At 34.4% G+C, this 19,259-nt stretch carries 14 protein-coding genes; 12 read left to right on the top strand and 2 right to left on the bottom strand.

The genetic code is table 11. The features are described from left to right. The 12 genes from VP395_RS00670 to VP395_RS00725 all read left to right on the top strand — a co-directional run bounded on the left by VP395_RS00670 (position 1) and on the right by VP395_RS00725 (position 7,997). Entirely contained in the window at positions 1–954 is a 954-nt protein-coding gene (locus VP395_RS00670; RefSeq protein WP_346239769.1) for a hypothetical protein, read from the top strand. 210 nt (positions 955–1,164) lie between these two features. Continuing rightward, on the top strand, positions 1,165–1,452 hold the full coding sequence (locus tag VP395_RS00675) for a DUF6922 domain-containing protein (RefSeq protein ID WP_346239770.1): 288 nt from the start codon (positions 1,165–1,167) through the stop codon (positions 1,450–1,452). A 3-nt stretch (positions 1,453–1,455) separates the two neighbouring features. Further along, positions 1,456–2,220, top strand: coding sequence for a nucleotidyl transferase AbiEii/AbiGii toxin family protein (locus tag VP395_RS00680; protein WP_346239771.1), 765 nt, complete (start codon positions 1,456–1,458; stop codon positions 2,218–2,220). A gap of 484 nt (positions 2,221–2,704) precedes the next feature. Further along, on the top strand, positions 2,705–2,839 hold the full coding sequence (locus tag VP395_RS00685; RefSeq protein WP_346239772.1) for a hypothetical protein: 135 nt from the start codon (positions 2,705–2,707) through the stop codon (positions 2,837–2,839). Between the two features lie 81 nt (positions 2,840–2,920). Continuing rightward, a complete protein-coding gene (locus tag VP395_RS00690; protein ID WP_132215073.1) occupies positions 2,921–3,208 on the top strand; it encodes a helix-turn-helix domain-containing protein in 288 nt (95 codons plus the stop codon). A gap of 134 nt (positions 3,209–3,342) precedes the next feature. Further along, on the top strand, positions 3,343–4,590 hold the full coding sequence (locus tag VP395_RS00695) for a type II toxin-antitoxin system HipA family toxin (protein ID WP_346239773.1): 1,248 nt from the start codon (positions 3,343–3,345) through the stop codon (positions 4,588–4,590). Positions 4,591–4,645: 55 nt separating this feature from the next. Then, positions 4,646–5,038: a hypothetical protein gene (locus VP395_RS00700; RefSeq protein ID WP_346239774.1), complete on the top strand. Its 393-nt coding sequence runs from the start codon at positions 4,646–4,648 to the stop codon at positions 5,036–5,038. A gap of 158 nt (positions 5,039–5,196) precedes the next feature. Beyond that, positions 5,197–5,334: a hypothetical protein gene (locus tag VP395_RS00705; protein ID WP_346239775.1), complete on the top strand. Its 138-nt coding sequence runs from the start codon at positions 5,197–5,199 to the stop codon at positions 5,332–5,334. A 2-nt stretch (positions 5,335–5,336) separates the two neighbouring features. Then, positions 5,337–5,621, top strand: a complete 285-nt coding sequence (locus tag VP395_RS00710) for a helix-turn-helix domain-containing protein (RefSeq protein WP_346239776.1) — start codon at positions 5,337–5,339, stop codon at positions 5,619–5,621. Between the two features lie 88 nt (positions 5,622–5,709). Further along, positions 5,710–6,165, top strand: a complete 456-nt coding sequence (locus tag VP395_RS00715; RefSeq protein ID WP_346239777.1) for a hypothetical protein — start codon at positions 5,710–5,712, stop codon at positions 6,163–6,165. Positions 6,166–7,266: 1,101 nt separating this feature from the next. After that, positions 7,267–7,560, top strand: coding sequence for a helix-turn-helix domain-containing protein (locus VP395_RS00720; protein WP_346239778.1), 294 nt, complete (start codon positions 7,267–7,269; stop codon positions 7,558–7,560). 68 nt (positions 7,561–7,628) lie between these two features. Further along, positions 7,629–7,997: a DUF6943 family protein gene (locus tag VP395_RS00725; RefSeq protein WP_346239779.1), complete on the top strand. Its 369-nt coding sequence runs from the start codon at positions 7,629–7,631 to the stop codon at positions 7,995–7,997. A 281-nt stretch (positions 7,998–8,278) separates the two neighbouring features. On the opposite strand, the gene VP395_RS00730 is transcribed toward VP395_RS00725, so the two are convergent. Next, positions 8,279–14,575 (bottom strand): pectinesterase family protein, encoded by a 6,297-nt coding sequence (locus VP395_RS00730; protein ID WP_346239780.1) that lies wholly within the window; start codon positions 14,573–14,575, stop codon positions 8,279–8,281. 299 nt (positions 14,576–14,874) lie between these two features. Next, on the bottom strand, positions 14,875–18,957 hold the full coding sequence (locus VP395_RS00735; protein ID WP_346239781.1) for a hybrid sensor histidine kinase/response regulator: 4,083 nt from the start codon (positions 18,955–18,957) through the stop codon (positions 14,875–14,877). Positions 18,958–19,259 lie beyond the last annotated feature (302 nt).

The following is a 19,259-nucleotide window of genomic DNA, read 5'->3' on the forward strand; positions in this document are numbered from 1 at the left end:
ATGAAAATTAACACATCAGAGATAATCAACCATTTTGGAATAATTGACTTATTCTTATGTTCTTCTGGATTTGAGGAAAGGTCAACTTTTTTAGGGAAAAGCTTAGATAACACGAAAGTAGATAAAGCTTATTTATTTCATCTGAAAGATAATTATGTTCAAGCTGAAATAAATTCAGAAGAAATTAATAAAAACCTACCTCATATAACTATAATTACCTACCCTAGGCACAGGGCAATTGAAACATTTGATATTTTTTACCATTTTTTTGATAAACAAATTAATTATAATAAAAACCTTAACGTGGTAATTGATATAACAACATTTACCCGGGAAATACTTTTAGTTTTAGTTAAGATATTGTCATTAGATAGATTTAGAAATGTTTTTTCTATCAATTTAGTCTATACTCCTGCAGAGAACTATCCTAAATGGTTGTCTAAGGGTGTAAGAGATATTCGTTCAATTTTTGGATATTCAGGATTGCACTTGCCTTCAAAAAAGTTAATGCTTATTGTTTTAAATGGTTTTGAAGTTGAAAGGACAAAAGAAATTATAGATTCTTTTGAGCCCAACAGATTATTGCTGGGAAAACCTTCTGAATTAAATTCAATCAATAAAAAGTTAAATAAAATTTCGTGTGAAAGGTTTGAAGAAATTAATGAAAGATACCATTCATTAATTATTGAAGATTTCGAGTTTTCATGTAAAAATGTTTTAGAAACAAAAAAGGTATTAGATAAGTTAGTAAATAAATATCAAAATGATTACAATATTGTAATATCCCCTCTCAATAATAAGATTTCAACTTTATCGGTTGCTTTATTAGCTATAGAAAATGAGAATGTTCAAGTTTGTTATGCTTCCGCTAACCAATATAACATAAAGTCATATTCTAAAAGTTCTGATTATTTTTTTGTATTTAACTTAAATGAGTTATTGCAACAGAACTAGAAGCTTGAACATTTAATTAATTTCTATGTTTTTTTGTCTTTATCTAATTTTTTAGAAAGATGAATAATTAAAAAATAAGGAGATTATATTGTAAATAGTGGTATAGATATTGCTCTTAATAGTTAAAGTAATGTTTTAACAAATAGCCAATTAAATACTATTTTATATATTTGTAATGTACTTAATAGTATAAAAGAAGATAAAGAAGTTTTGAAAACCAAAGTAAACATAGCCAATATAGTTTCCAAAAAAGTGTTTTGGGATATGGATGTCAACAAATTATCTATAAAAAAAGATAAAGAAGTTATCATCCCAAGAATGCTATTGGCTACTAATGAGAAAACTTTTAAAGAAGATATTGCTTCTGTTGAGGAAGTATATACTGCTAATGAAATATATTCAGTACTTAAAAATACTAAAGAACGTATAAGTAACCAAATATGTAGAATGGTTGCTGCTCGTTATAATAAACCTACTTTTTTACGCTATAAGTTTTAGCAAATGAGTACAGTTTCTCCAGTACTCCTAACCACAATCAAAGAATTACAGCAACTTTCTGGATTATCGCAATTTGCATTGGCAGGTGGTACAAATTTGGCTATCCGATTTGGTCATAGAGAATCTCAAGACATTGATTTATTTTGTCCTGAAATTATTGGGATAAAACATTTAGAGCAAATACAAAAAGAAGTCGTTGATTTTTATGGTGAAAAAAACATATCAAGTATTGACTATCCAGCTGGCAAAGAAAGTGAGCAATTTACCTTTTTAAGGTTTTGGGTGACCAAACCTTGTGGCACTATGATTAAAGTTGAGGTTATCCAAAATATGAAAATGATGGATGCCCCAGAAACTATTGATGGAATAAGATTAATTACTACAAAAGATATTGGGCTGTTTAAATTAATAACTGGTTCAAGTAGGGCAGCAAATAAAGATATTTATGATTTAGATTTTATTACTGAGCATATTTCATTGGCAGACCTATTTAAAGGATTAAAAGCTAAAAAGGAAAAATACAACCAAAAGGAACATCAAAGCATATTTGATTTGGATGATGAAGGTTGTCCAACACAAGATCCTTATCTATTATTAAAATTTGATGGAAATGTATCCCAAAGTAAAATTAAGCCCATGCACTCAAACGATAATATTCTAATTCCTGAAGGTGGAAAATCATGGATTAAGGCTAGGACAAGTTGGAGAATGAAGGTAAGGAAATTATTTAGGCATTTGGGTATTGAATTTAACATAAGTAAGGATTGATATTTCTCAAAAAGAGGTTTAAAAAAACGCTGAAAGCTAAACTGAAAGTTGATGTATTTTATTAAAAGTAAACTATTGAGATTATTTTAGAGAAAAATACTTTATAATTTTTGGGGTAATTTATCTCGTTTTGAATACAATTAGATGAATAAATAATATGAGGTGCGTAATTCGGTGCGTATATACCTAAAATGACCTCCCATAAACCCAATAAAATAAGTAAAAATAAGTTTACGGATAGTTCCTCTTTCTCCGCTAATAAAGCTGTCAAAAGACACTTTAAAAGTCAAAACCCTTTAAACATGATGTTTAGAGGGTTTTTTGTTTTTTGGTATATAGTCAAAATACACATTATATATCAAAGTACAGTTACCCTACAAAAACCGAACATATTAGGGTAACTAAATTCTAGGGAATGCTAGGGAATCCCTATCTATACTTCAGTTTTACTAAGATTTTTGTCAAACATTAAAATAGTAAAACTATGATTAAAACTTATTTCTACATTAAAACAGACAAGCAAAATAGTAACGGAGAATCCCCTATTTATGCAAAAATTGAATTACAAGGTAAAACCTCAACATTAAGTACTGGTAAATATATTGCCAAAGACCAATAGGATGCCACAAATAAGCTAAAAAACACAAAATGTTGCATATTATCCACAATTATGCTATTTTTGTAGAAAATAATCAACAAAATGAAATCAAAGAAAAACATAATCTTCCCAAAACATCAGGAAATTATGGAACGTTTGGGAGAAAATATTAAGCTAGCTAGAAAAAGGCGAAAGTTAACAACAACTCAAGTTTCTGAGAGAGCAGATATAGACAGAACAACCTTATATCAAATAGAAAAAGGCAGTTCTAAAGTATCAATAGGCGCCTATTTCAATGTATTAAGAGTATTAGGATTGCAAGACGATTTCTTAAAACTAGCAGCCGATGATGAATTTGGAAGAAAATTACAAGATTTAGAATTATTATAAAAACACCCGTCATTGCGAGCAAATGCGAAGCAATCTCACGAAAAAACCTAATATGCCAACCATTTGATATTAAAAGGAGGACTGCCAGTGGCAGTCAGGTATAATTTAAAGTTAATAAATAAAGTAATCTATAAATGTCCAAAAAACTAGACATATACGTATTCGCCCATTGGAAACCAATGCAAGAACCACAATTAATAGGCACCCTTTCAGCTCTAAATGCGAAAGGCAAAAAGGCCTTTAGTTTCGAGTATGATAAAAACTGGATCAAATCTAAAAACCAACTGCTATTAGATCCAGATATTCAGTTTTATGGTGGTCCGCAATATCCAAATAACAAAGAAAATTTTGGTATCTTTTTAGACAGTATGCCAGATACTTGGGGACGTACACTTATGAAAAGAAGAGCCCTTCAAGAAGCAGCTACAACTGGAGACAAAGCTAAAACACTCTATGAAATCGACTATTTGTTGGGTGTATATGACGAAAGCCGTATGGGTGCTCTAAGATTTAAAACAGACCTAAATGGTCCATTTTTAGATAATAACAACCTAACCCCAACCCCACCTTGGTCATCAATACGAGAACTTCAAGACGCTGCACATAACTTTGAAAATGATACCGACAGCGATGACGCAAGACAATGGTTAGCAATTTTAATGGCACCAGGATCCTCATTAGGTGGTGCCAGACCCAAAGCCAATATTCTAGATAACGATAAAAATTTATGGATAGCTAAATTTCCAGCAAAAAATGATACTACAGATAAAGCTGCTTGGGAATATCTAGCATATCAATTGGCATTAAAAGCAGGTATAAACATGTCTGAATGTAAAATCCAAAAAGTAACCGGAAACTACAATACGTTTTTTACTAAACGATTCGATAGAGAAAATGGCGAAAGAATTCATTTTGCATCTGCTATGACCATGACCAGTAATAACGAAGATACCATCAGAGAGCATCAAGCAAGTTATTTAGAATTAGCAGAATTCATTCAAAACCATGGCAGCAATATAGAAAAGAACCTGGAGCAACTTTGGCGTCGTATTGTTTTTAATATAGCCATTTCAAATACCGATGATCATTTACGCAATCATGGGTTTATAATTAATGAAGACGGTTGGGAGCTCTCCCCTGCTTACGACCTCAACCCGTCTATAGATAAAGATGGTTTAGCAATAAATATAGATATGGATAACAATGCGTTAGATTATGATGTAGCAAAAAGCGTAGGCATGTATTTTCGTTTAGATGAAAACCAAATGAACCGTATTTTAAAAGAGGTTTTAACAGCGGTTGCTTCCTGGAGAGAAATGGCAACTAGAATTGGTATTCCTAATAAAGAAATAGAATTGATGCAAAAAGCGTTTAATGTATAGCACCACATGTAAATACTAAAGTTTATTCCTTACTTTTAATAAAATCATTAACCACATGCAAGCACAAGAACTCATTCAAAAACTCGCAACAAAAGAAACAGTAAAATCATTTCTCATTCAAGTTCTTGAAGCCTTTCAAAATATGGATTACCATAGGTTAAACGAGTTGTTAGAGGATGAAGCCAATTACGACAACATGAAAAAAACGCCATACGTCCATCAACAAATACAAGTCTTTAAGGAATTTAAAGAAAAAGGTGATACACGCCTTCTCCTATCTACAAATATCTGTACCGGTTGTTTGTGCAGCGAACCTGTTTTTGTATTTACTGGCAATACATCCGGCCATAAATATGCTGTATATGTGCAGTTTACAGAAGGCGAAATAACAGATATATTTAGATGTTCAGAACAGTCCGATGGTTTCGACTGCCTACCTCCTTTTTAGAATCATTTTTTATTAAAATTTTGTAAGTTTTTTTTGCGTTAGTTTAAGCACTTTTTATATCTTTAAAACTCAATATTTACAATGAATATGGCTCAAAACGAACCAAATTTAATTGTAATATTTTTTTTTTAATAAAGTAAACCGCATTTAACCATTAAATGAACGTAAAATCTCATTTCATAGTGGCAAATCAACTTACAAAGGCAATTGATACAGCGTTTAAAGACAAAGACATTGTTTGGATTGAAAACGACACGTTGATTGATTGTGATAATAATTTAAAACTTAACTTTTAGTTATGGAATTTCCTAAAAACAACATATTAGATAATTGGTTAGAAACTAGCAAAAACCCTGAAATAGATAGATTTATTGAAAGAAATCTAGCAATAACAGAAAAGGTTTGCAATGTTTTAAAAGAACGAAATATCAAAAAAACAGAATTCGCCAACATGTTAGGCAAATCCCCTTCCGAAGTAACGAAGTGGTTGTCTGGATTACATAACCTGACCCTAAAAAGCATTACTAAAATGGAAGAAGCTTTAGGGATAAACCTCATAAATATTGAACCATTAAACAAATAGAATATGTCTATTTAGGTTCTATTCAAGGGGGTAAATTAACAGAAGCTATTAATGATTACGTAGAAACAACGTACAACGAAGCTGTATAATGAAAAAGGAAGTTGAAATAAATCCTGAAAAAATACACCTGTTCCACATCAATATAGTAGAAAGCTCTATTAAAGATTTACATCAAAAAGGAGAAAACAACTTTAAAATTAATGTGGCCCAAACCACAATGCATAACTTACAAGAAGAAAAGGTTAAAATCGGATTATTTATCGATTTAGAACACGAAGACGTAACTTCAGAAGCTGGTGCACATTTTGTATTAGATTTTCATTTTAAAATTGAAGATTTAAAAAATCACTATGAATTAAAAGAAGATAATGCAATCATTTTTTTAGGAGTTTTTATTGCAACACTTTTAGGTATAAGCTTTTCTACGGCAAGAGGCATTATATATGAACGCATATCAAATACAAATATGCAAGGCATTATACTACCAATCGTATCCCCTCAAAAAATGCTAGTCCAAAAAAAGGAAGAAAGTAAAAATGATTAGTTCTCTTTTAGCTTTATGATTTCATATAAAAACTTCATACCTAAATAAATTACTAAACCCCCAACTAATTGAATATGTAGTGCAGGTAATAAGGTGTTCGTCAGTCGTTCCATTTAGTTCCATAAAACATATCTGCAAGCCATTTCGTCGTTACAACGTCATTGCGAACGCAGTGAAGCAATCTCACAAACAATTAGCATTTCACCTTCAAAGGGCTTGCATATACCATAAATAGTACCACTTCGGCGACACGTCCTTGTTGGTACTATGTATTTGTTTTATTACACACATTCGCTCCTTCCTCACCCGTAGCTACTTTGCACCCTTACCTGCGAAAAGCAGGTACCTAATATGGTGCCTGCAAAAGCAGGCGAAATATTTAAAAGGGTACAACCGCTAATTAATGCTATGCGAGCCTGCGGGTCGCTTCGGGCAAAACCTACATAAATTTTGTTTTATATAAATCTTTAGCATTTTAATTGAACCGTGTGCAATGTTTATTATGTTGTAAATTAAAATATGTAGGTTCACGGGTGTCACATTTTTTGAACTTCCCAAGTTTGCAAATAAGATAACCCTGTCCTCGCGAATGAGGGGACCTCATTAATGCTATCCTACAGCTTCCTAATTTGTGTTTATTAGAATATGTTGGGTTATCCTATTTCGCAAGCAGTACACAAGAGCAACTCATTCAGTCGGTAATTACATCCAATACTTTATAGTTTTTACATTACGGTTTGGCTTTCATTCAATCAAAATTTGTTTTTCCCTGCACATCCTTAAATCCTTCAAATTCTTAAACATATTAATATAACGCCAAACCTTAAATGATAAACGATCTCCAATCCTTCCATGACCTCTTTCATTCCTTGCACTTGCCTAAGCTTTTTATATTTTGTACTACCAATAAAAATCCATCTGATAGAATAATAGAATCAAAAAATCCGCCACCCTTGCGGTAAACCGTTGCTGTGGTACGCCCTTTTGCAGAAATATGCAACGGGCTATTTACCACACCACCCTTGCTCAGCTCGCAGCCGGCTCGCTCGGCTAGATTACCTGCGAAAGAATATCTTTAGATAGCATGAAATACAAAATAAAATGATAACAAAAACAATTCAAATTCAGGAAGTAACAGTTGATGAATTAGCAGAAAAAGTAGCTGATAAACTGCTTTTAAAAATGGAAGGGTATTTAAAACAATTAAGCACTACAAAAGATGAAGGCTTATTAACAAGACAAGAAACAGCCGATTATTTAAAAGTGAGTTTAGTAACAATTGATCAATGGGCTAAATATGGCATTATAAATCGCGTTCATATTGGAAACCGTGTCTATTTTCAAAAACAGGCAATTTTAGATTTAATTGAAAAGCAAACATTAAGAATAAAATAAAAAAAGGAAGCAAATATAAGTGGCTTCCTTAGCCCACCGCACAAGGCTGTCAAGGTTTTTGGATAACTATGTCAACTTTTAAAATCAAAACCCACCGAATCGGAAAAACTTATGCAAACCCTCATTTTTTCATCTTAAACAAAGGTCTTAACAGCGGAAAACCTTTAACAAATCCCTGCCCAAATTGTTTTGTAATTACCACACCATCAGAAGATGATAAAAACACCCTTTTTCACTTGTCAATGATGCTGCTAATCAATGGTAATTACCATTACTATTTAAAAGGGAGTGTTATTCCGTTTATAGCTATCAAAGTCGTTAAAAATCTAATACACACAAAAAAAAACAGTAATTGGCTAAATGAGATAGAGCTCCAGAAGAAAATAGAAACAATAAAAAAAGTGGAAACACTGGAAGTTAACTTTAAAAGCAATTAAAACCCTGTAATAAATTGATTTATAGGGTTTTTTATTTTATTTGTTTTCATTTGATATCAAATAATTACAATCAAAAAGGGGCAAATTCGGTGTCACTTAGTTGTCTAAAAAAGTGTCACCAAAGGCTTACGAAATAGTTTAACTAAATTTATTAGTTATCCAATTATCCAATGAACCCAATACTATTCCAGTTAAAACACAGAATAAAAAAGCCCCACCTCTTTGCAATATGTAAATGCAAAGAGGTGGAACTCAAAAAACCAACATTTTTTAAATCACGCCTATTTAATAACGACCTTAACTAGGCTAGACTTGTCTTTTTCAATTACCTTAAGAAAATAAAGGCCTGAATTATAAGAATCTACTGAAATCAACAGCTCTTTTTCCATCACCGATTCCTTTGCAAAAAGCAACTGTCCTGTAGTTGAGTAAAACAAAACTGTAGCGCCTCTACCCTGTTGACCAAAATTAACACGGAAATTATTATATGTAGGGTTTGGATAAACTAGTAGGGTTTGCTCTTCCTCTGCACTGTTGCTTGATAAAGAAGATTCTTTTGATTTACCTCTTGAAATAGAGCCTGTATTATCATAACTATATACTCCTAACTCATAGATTTCAACGGTTTTGCCATAATAACTGTTGGCAACATACACCCTTACATACCTTGCTTGGAAATCTACATTATAGATATCGGTACCACCGTTGCCGTTATTGATATAAGTATCTGTATTCCAGCTTATATCATCATCGCTATACTCGATGGCGTAAGCCACTCCGTACGAAGGTCCCCAATCAATAGTTACATTACTAACATTTATTGGTTGACCTAAATCTATCCTAATCCATTGCGGCATTCCATTTTTACTTTCCCAATATGTAGAACCAATACCATCATTAGCATATGCTTCTTCACGACCTCCTTTTGATGTCGAAGCCAAAATTGGTTGAGACAAACCAACATTAGAACTCACTGGCGTTACTGTAGAAAACGCAACAGTTTCACTGAATGCTGACTGGTTTCCTGCGGCATCTTTCGCTACTACAGCAACCTTATAGGTAGTACTGTGTCTCAAACCATTTAATGTTGTAGCATTACTAAATACAGAAGAATGATACGCTCCGTTAAGAAAAACTTCATATTCTTGTACCCCCACATTATCAGAAGAAACCTCCCAATTTACATCTGCACTCATCTCAGTTATATTTGACACTGATAAATTCTGTGGAATTGTTGGCGCCGTTGCGTCAAGTGTTGATTTAGTAATTGAGCTACTTGCATCGGAAACGTTCTCTGCATTGTCTTTAGCGGTAACGTAAAATTCGTATGAAGTTGCTTCACTCAAACCGGTTACCGAAATATTGGTGCTTGATGATGTGTCATAAAAATTACCATCAACATAGACATCGTATCCAGTAACGCCCACGTTGTCAGCCGAGGCATCCCAGCTAAGATTTATACTGTTTTTAGTCGCTCCATTGGCCGCAAGATTAGCAGGGGCCGTAGGAGGTGTTCTATCGAGTGTTGTTTCACTAATAGTTTCACTATTTTCAGACACATTTCCAGCATCATCAGTCGCGTTAATGTAAAATGAATAGGTAGTGGCTTCCGATAGTTCAGTAACCGAAGTGAACGTTTCTGCTATAGTTGCATACAGTTCTCCATCTACATATAAATTGTAGCCGGTAACACCCACATTATCCGATGCTGCATCCCAACTCAAATCAATACTGTTTTCAGTTACGTTATTAGCTTGTAGGTTTTCAGGAGCAGACGGAGCCGTTTCATCAGCGCCACTGATAGTTGAAGCGGTAACTACATTACTGCTTTCTGATATATTGCCTGCTGCATCTTTTGCCTGAACATAAAACTCATAAGCGGTTGACTCATTCAATCCAGTAACTGACGCAACAGTATCGGTCACTGTTGTGTAAAGTGCGCTGTCCACATAAACATCATAGCCGGTTACTGCAACATTGTCGGTAGAAGCATCCCAGTTAAGGTCTACGCTGCTTTCCGTAATGTTTGAAGCCATCAGGTTTGCTGGTGCTATTGGAGTAACTGTATCAAGATTATCCTCTGGTTCGGTATAGTTTGCCTCACCATTTTCGTTTTGAGCTTCTGTAATAGGCGCTACCAATTCATTTAGGTAAACTTCTACATTTGTATATATTCCGCTAATTGTTTTAACATTTCCATCATTAGGGTCAGAACTATCCAAACCATGGCTGTCCTCCCAACTATCGGGCATACCATCATTGTCAGAGTCTTGAGGAGCTGGTTCTGAATTATAAGTTGGCCATCCTCCAACATCATTTTGAGTATCTATAAGCCCATTAGTACTTCCATTAGAACCTTCGAACGTATATGTACCCGACAATGTTTCCTCTGTTATTCTTAAATCTACATCGTCACGTTTGTGGCTTGTACCAGCATATTGAAGTACCTGATTGAAAGTCGCCACAGCTGTATGGGTCGTTATTTGTCCTTTATCAAATTCAGTAGATGACTTAAGTTCTTCTTTATCTTTTGAAGAAGGGTTAGGATGTATACCGATCCAATTATCATTAATAACAGGCTGGCTTTCATTCATATAATTCCCATCTACATAAAATACACCCCATACGCCAGGAAGCTGGTTGTTGGATCCTCCATCTGCATTTGGTGAAAATATACGCTCACTTGTATTTGAACTTGTTGCTGGACCTGGCTTGTAATAGTTGTTAACTAAATTATAAGACCCTCCTTCACCGGCATAACCACTGTTGGCACCCCAATTGTAAATTACATTGTTTCTAAAATCCACAATCTCAAGTTCAGGTAAATTTGAATATCGACTTCCATTCAATCTTGCATTACGACTGTCATGATGAGCCAAAAGATTATGATGAAAACTGGCTTTTTTACCTCCCCATATACCACCGTAACCATGTTGCCCTTTTCCGTGAACAGAATTCCTTAAACTTTCGGATAAAATACACCATTGCATAGTAAAGTTTGTATTATCATAAAACGATGAGCATTCATCGGTGCTCCAACTCATAGAACAATGGTCAATAATAATGTTTTGGTTGTTTCTTCCCCAAATGGCATCATTTTCAGCCTGAGCTTCATCACCCATTCTAAATCTCATATATCTGATGATAACGTTATCAGCTCCCACGTAAACCGCATGGTTTTTTATCGCAATTCCATCACCTGGAGCAGACTGTCCTGCTATAGTGATATTGTTGTTGCTAATATTAAGGGTAGATTGCAATTCTATAATTCCAGATACCTTAAACATGACAATTCTAGGACCAGAAGCACTTACAGCTTCCCGAAGACTTCCAGCTCCTGAGTCGTTTAGATTGGTTACATAAATTACTTGACCACCTCTACCACCGGTAGTGAAACGACCATGACCTTCTGCTCCCGGAAATGCCGGTTCCGAGGTAAAAACAGGGAGTTCTACAGTAATTCTTCCAGACTTAGACGCTTGGTTGATACCACCAACAGTAGTAATCGTATAATCGAATGAGCCTACTTCTGAGGGCATTCCGCTGATGTGTACTTCCTGTCCATCATTGTCGATATCAGCACTTACGCCTGAAGGAAGACCATCTACAATTACAGTAACTGCGTTGGTCCATTTGTAATAAAAGGGGGTAATCATAGTGTTTAATTCTACAGTCTGTCTAGATGAGCCAGAACCGTGCTTGGTCATTGTCGCTTCATTAACTCCAAGAACTGTAAATGTCCCGCTTTTTGTAGCCGTGTTAAGCCCGCCAACTGTTGTAATAGTATAATTGAAGGTTCCAGCTTCTGTTGGTGAGCCACTAAAACTAACCTGTCTTAAGTCATTATCAATATCAACAATTATACCTTCAGGAACGTCATTAACCTCTACCGTATCTGCATTTAACCATCTATAATAAAAATCTTGAATAGGAGTCCCTATAACAGTTGTTTGAGACGATCCTCCTGCACCATGCTTGATTAACTCCGCTTGTTCGGTATAATTAACTGTAAAGGTTGCATTTTTAGTTGCTGTAGCTCCGCCACCAACAGTTTCAATTGTATAGGGATATTCGCCTCCTTCAGTTGGAGTTCCGCTAAACGACACTGTTTTGGCTGTATTATCTATCACAACATCAATTCCAGCAGGAAGTCCTGTAACTTTAATTGTACTTGCATTTTTCCATGAATAATAGAAATCTTCAATAGGTGAATTTTGGTCCACTGTTTGTGACGAAGAACCCGAACCATGTTTACTTAGTGTTGCAATCTCTCCATTACCAGAGCCTGCGCCCACAGGGTCCCACCCATCATTGCCTGCTAATACTATGGCTCTTTCATAAAAAGGAGCTTCCTCTTCATTCATAGCTCGTAAACCTGCCCAATCTGCTCGACCACTCATGTCGGCGCCTGGTCCTACATTTTGATATTCGTATAACTCTAATTTATCTGAGGTAGAAGAATAAGTCATATTCCACTCATCACCCCATCCTTCTGGATGAATCATATTAGTCATATTACAATATAACCAACTCACTTTGGGATATTCGTGCCATGGTCGACCAAATCTAATCAAATTACCGTCATCACCAGCTCTTGGACTATTGTTCGCATAAGTTAGGTTACATTCATAAAAAACAAAACCATATTTTTGGTTTTCAGGCGTTGAAGGAGCTGTAATCCAAGCACCTCCCCAACTTCTAATTTCGCATCTGTAAAAGAAATCGATTCCACCACCATATATATAATCAGTTCTTCCACCAATTAAACAGCCTTCAAAATAGCCACGCTTTCCCTCATTCCAAAACCAAATCGTGTCTTGATAAGCCAACAGATCACAATTAATAAATACAATTTTATCTCCTCTTATGGTAAGCGCTTGGGCTTGACCAACTGGACCAGCCGTATTTTGAACAGTGAGATTTTCTCCATGAAAACCATCTGCAATTATGGTAAGTGCAGCAGCTGTTCTCATATTTTCAACAGACCATTTTAAATTTTCTTCTGCTGGACAAATCGGCTGACCACAAGTATAAGTATGGTAGCTTATTATGGTTTCCTTTCTGCTTTCACCTCTAAAGGTTATATTCTTCTTATCGGCAGGCACAATTAATTTTTCTGTGTTGTAAAGTCCGTTTTTAATGTAAATCACCGTTCTACTAGAACTATTGCTTGGTACTGCATCAATAGCTGGTTGTATAGTAGTGTAATCTCCAGAACCATCTTGAGCAACAATAATGTCTGCAAAAACATCTGGGTTTGTTTCGGCTATAGTCGAAGTTGTTAGAGTGTTACTGCTTTCTGAAAGATTTCCTGCAGCATCTTTTGCTTTTACAAAGAAATCGTACGAAGTCGATGGTTCAAGCTCAGATACTGTAGCTGAAAGTCCAGTTACGGTACTGTAAAATGCATTATCTAAAAACACATCATATCCGGTTACCCCAACATTATCATTTGAATTTGCCCAACTAAGATCTATACTGGTTGCTGCTACACCTGAAGCGAAAAGATTAGTTGGTGTAGATGGTGCCTCTGTATCGGGAGTCTCTCCTTCAAGAGGATTCCAACCGCCAAGAACAACTTCCATTTCATATAATGGCGCTTCTTCATCAATTAGCACTCTAATTCCTGCCCAATCGGCACGACCGCTCATATCAGCACCTATTCCTCTATTTTGATATTCATAAAGTTCAAGACTATCCGAAGTTGCAGAATATTCCATATTCCACTCATCACCCCATCCTTCTGGGTGGATTTTATCAGTCATATCACAATAAAGCCATGTCACTTTTGGATATTCGTGCCATGGTCTCCCCAATCTAACTAAATTACCATCATCGCCCGATCTTGGGCTATTGTATGCATAGGTCAGGTCACAGTCGTAAAACACAAAGCCATACTTTTGATCACCCGGCGTGGAAGGAGCTGTAATCCAACCTCCTCCAAAGCTACGGATTTCACATTGATTGAAAAAGTCGATTCCGCCACCATAAATATAGTCTGTACGTCCCTCAATAAGACAGCCTTGAAAATAGGCACGTTTGCCTTCATTCCAAAACCAAACGGTATCTTGATAAGCTTTAATGTCGCAATTGATAAAAGTGGTCTTGTCTCCTCGAATGGTGAGGGCTTGTGCCTGACCAACAGGTCCTGCGGTGTTCTGAACAGTTATGTTCTCTGCACGAAAACCATCCGCGATGATAGTCATTGCTGCGGCAGTAAGCATATTATCAACAGACCATTTTGTATATTCCTCTGTAGGACATATCGCTTGATTGGAACAATTATAAGTATGGTAACTTATAATTGTTTCTGTTCTGCTTTCTCCAATTAAAGTAATATTTTTCTTTTCAGCAGGAATGAATAGCTTTTCGTCATCATAAAGTCCATTCTTAATGTAAATTACTGTTTCTTCCGCACTATTGCTAGGAACAGCATCAATGGCTTGCTGAATCGTCAAGTAATCTCCAGACCCATCCTGTGCGACAATAATGTCGGTGTCTGCGGGTTGTGCATACATGTCACAAGTGGTGAACAAGGACAGCAAAATAATGCAACTAGTTAGTAGTAAATTTTTCATCTTTAGTTTAGTTTATTTTAAATTTATTGTCTTGATGAATGAAATCCATTTTTTAGATAAATAAACGTTCTGTTTATTGTTATTTATTTAATCCAATTAGGCGGTTACTTTTCTAGGATTCTTGAACGTTCACTAAAAAACGAAAGGATTCTTTCATTCTGTTTACACAAAAAAACCATAAATTATTTTACTTATGTTTTTGATATGTTACAAATGATTCAATGGATGTTACACTAAATTTAAAACTCTATAAATCAATAATTTAAACCCTATTAAATTTAATATAAATAAGTACTATTCTAACTAGATGTTTCACTAACCAAGTCATCAACGTAAGCCTTTGGTGATTTTTTATAGTATTTTTTAAAGGTTGTACTAAATGAGCTTGGGGATGAAAACCCCGTCATATATGCCACTTCTGAAATGGTGTAATTATTGGTTTTAATCAAGTCTATAGATCGCTTTAACCTTATAGAATACATAAGCTCATTTGGACTTTGATTAACAAGGTACTTAAGTTTACGAAATAGATGCACTCTACTTAGTCCAAGTTCTTCTGCAAGCTTCTCTACACTAAATTCCTGATTAGAAATATTTACTTCAATTATTTCTTTACATTTAATAAGTAACTCTTTTTCTCGATTATATGTAGGCGGGTCAGAAGGCTGAATTGAAATGCTTTTTTCAAAATATTTTCTTAATCGCATTTGTCTCTTTAAGAGATTTTCCACTTTTGCAACCAATATATCAGAATAAAACGGCTTAAGTACATAGTCATCTGCTCCAACATTTATACCTTTCATTTGATCAGATGTGGTTGTTTTTGCTGTAAGCATCAAAACAGGGATGTGACTTGTTTGAAAATTCCCTTTTATTTCTCTACAAAAAGTCAACCCATCCATTACAGGCATCATAACATCAGAGATAATTAGAGAAGGCTGTGATTTTTGGTTAGCTAATTCCAGACCCTCTTTACCATTGTTGGCAACAATTACCCTATAATCAGAAAACAGTTCTTTAAGTAAATTTTGTATTTCCAAATCGTCCTCTACAACAAGAATTTCTTGATTATTCTTATTTTTTATTGATATGGATTCTTCGGACTGTTCAAATAATATTTGAGCAGTTTCTTCTTCATGACTGATTTCATTTTTTTTAGATTCTTCAACCTCATGACTTGAAACATCAACATTCGATATCGGCAATACCTGTACCCCTTCAACATAATCTAAAGGAATTTCAACTGTAAAAACACTCCCTTTTCCTTCTTCACTATGCACATAAATTATTCCTCCATGGATTTCTACTAAACTTTTTGTTAGTGCTAGCCCAATTCCTGTACCTCTGGAGGTTATTTCAGATTTTGCACGATAAAACCGGTCAAAAATATTTGGCAAATCTTCTGTTGAAACCCCCACACCTGTGTCTTTTACTAAGATTAACAATTTATCCATAGTCGTAGTGCCTGTAATAACCAGTTCTATATGACCATGATTTTGGGTGTATTTGATGGCGTTACTTAATAAGTTAGAAAGTACCTTGTTTAAAATATTGGGGTCAATCATAGCATTAAACTCCGATAAGTTTGTATTAAAATGATAACCAATTTTTTTACTTTCAGCCAAATAGGAAAATTCAGAAAATGTATTGTAACAAAAGTCAATTACTTGTAGTGGCTTTGTAGTTAATATGATGCTACCATTTTCTATCTTACGAAATTCAAGAAGGTCTTCAACAAGACCCATTAGAGCCTTAACATTTCTTAGAATTGATACTCCGTGTTTCTTTACTTCTACAATATTATCCTTTTTAATTTTTACTAATTTTTCTGCAGATGGCAGTATTATTGTTAGTGGAGTTCTGAGCTCATGAGATATATCGGTGAAAAACCTAAGTTTTTCTTCGATGATTTTCTCAGCCTGAGATTTTTCAAGTTTTATAATCTCTAGTTCATGCTTTTTTCTGTCCCGGAAAGCAATAAACCTAATTATTTGATAAATTGCAAATACAATAAAAATGACATATAAAGCTTTGGCTATTTTAGACAACCACCATGGGTCTAAAATCTTGAATGTGACTGTTTGCTGGTTTTTAGACCAAATCCCATCGCTATTAGCTCCTATAACATCCAACTTATAGTCTCCTGGTTTCAAGCTAGCAAACGATATATTATTGTTATTGACTAAGTCTATCCACCCCTTTGTGATGCCCTCCAATCTATATTTGAATTTATTATTTTGTGGGTTAGAGTAATCATTAAGAAAAAAATCAAACGAAATATAAGATCCATATTTAAATTGAAAAACCCCAAGACTTTCTTGAAAAAAATCATCTTTTCCTGGAGACGAAACGGTGATTGCCTTGATTGAAGTGGTTGGGGTAAATAAAATTTTGGAAATACGCTCAGGCTTGAAAAAATTTAAACCTTTATTTCCTCCAAAATAGATATAGCCATTATTTGATTTAAGAAAAGCTGTATTATTGAATACCTCTCCCTGTAAACCATACTGTGTACCAAAATCTCTGGTGGTTTCCAATTGACTATCAAATTCGTGAATTCCTTTATTAGTAGATAACCAAAAAACTCCTGACTTACCTTCAATAATGGAAAAAACGCCTGTACCGTCAAATACGTGTTCAGAGAAAGAATATGATTGTTCATTGTACCCCTTCTCTAATTTTATCATTCCATTTAGTAATGTCCCTATCCAGATATTTCCTTCATGGTCTTGTTGAATTGCTCTGATTGCATTTGAAGGCAACCTGTATCTTTCATCTGTATGCTCTGCATAATAATGCTTGAGAATTCCTTTTTCTGGTGAATATTGGAGAAGCCCAGAATTATTTGTCCCTATCCATAGGTTCTGGTCATTATCAATAAATAAGCTCCTAATATTGTCTTCCAAAGCAGGTACATGAATAAATGGACAGCTAAAAAACTCCTTGAGGGGATCAAAAACGAACAAACCTTTAGAGGTACCCAACCATAGTTGATTCTTTTTATCTATTACGATTGAATGTGTTGGCTTGAAATTATAATTTTTGAACACCTTTGATACTGGTGAAAATTTACTCAAGCCTTTTACAGTGGCCAGCCATATTTCACCAGACCTTTGTTCGGCAAAGCCTTCAACTCTATTATCCCCAATGCTATGCACACTATCAGGATTGTGCGTATAATGTGCTATGTGCTTTCTTTGGGCATCTACAATATTTATCCCACCTTGTCTGGTGCCTACATATAAATTATTATCACTACTTTCAAAAACAGCCAAGATACTACTATTACTAAGCTTAAGCGGGCTACTTGTTGTATTCAGTAATCCAAATGTTTCCATTCTATGATCGTAAATATAAAACCCTTCATCTTTTGTAGCTACCCATATAAGGCCTTGAGAATCTTGAGAAATGCCTCTTATTTGATAAGCATGAAACCCATTTTCATAAAGTGCTTTATTTGAGATAAACTCATAAGATTCACCATTCTTATAGAATATGTAAAGTCCCCTAGAATACGAACCTACCCACATGCGCCCCCACTTGTCACGAAGAACATTGTGAATACCCATGCCGTCAAAATGATAATTTTCATTTAGAACCTCATTGATTTCATGCAATTGCTCTTTATTAAATAAAAATAAACCAGAACGTGTACCAATCCATAGATTGCCATCAACATCTTCATCTATAGAAGTAACCCTTCCCTGAGCATCGTCAACAGCCCAGTAACCTATTTTTTGGTATGCTTCGCTTAATTTAAAAAGTCCTTTGTCAGTTCCTATAAAGTATTGACCAGACTTAAGTTGGTAAATGCAACGAACCGCAGGATCTTTCGAATTAGTAAGTGAAATTTGTTTAAATTGATTATTTGATTCAAGGAGGCATAATCCTTGTCCAGTACCAATTAACAAGTCGGCATTTTTATTTTTGAAAATTTGACAAATGTAATTACTCGGAATCGATGTAGGATTCTCTTCACTATAAAATCGTAAGAAATCCGATTGTATATGATTATTCAGAGTCTTTTTTCTCTTATTAAGTCCATCTATTGTTCCAATCCAAAGATTTCCCTCTCTATCTTCACAAATGCTATTAATTATATTACTAGAAATTGAATTCTCATTTTCCTGATTAAACTCATACTGTTTGAAACTTTTACCATCAAAAGAGACTAAGCCTTTATACTCAACTCCTAGCCACATTAATTCCGATTGGTCTTGATATATCGTTTTTATTGTTTCACCAGGAATACCATTATTACCATCATATTTCTTAAACCGAATGGCATTAGCTTGCTCGAAAACTTGTCCTTCTACAACAAAATTGACAGAAATAGTAATTAGAAAGATTAGGTAATTTTTTTTTATTTTGAAATAATTCATTTGTTTGAGGCAAGGTTTGGGTTAGTCGGTAATTTATAACCATATAATAACCTAAATTCAATAACTGGTTAAATGAATTTAGTTAGAATAAAGGTGGATTTTTTAAGGTCTGTTATAAATTTACAATAATATTATTTGATTGCTGAGAATTTCATAAACAATAGCTGTGATTAGATGTAAATTCCTAATATTGAAGCTTACTTTATTTACAATTACATTGAGGTTTTCTAAAGCGAACTGTTTAATTATAGTAAATATATTTGGGGAACTTGTAACAAAAAAGCCAGTTATAAATTTATAAC

The organism is Mariniflexile soesokkakense (assembly GCF_039650365.1).
In the GTDB taxonomy this organism is placed as follows: Bacteria; Bacteroidota; Bacteroidia; order Flavobacteriales; family Flavobacteriaceae; genus Mariniflexile; species Mariniflexile soesokkakense.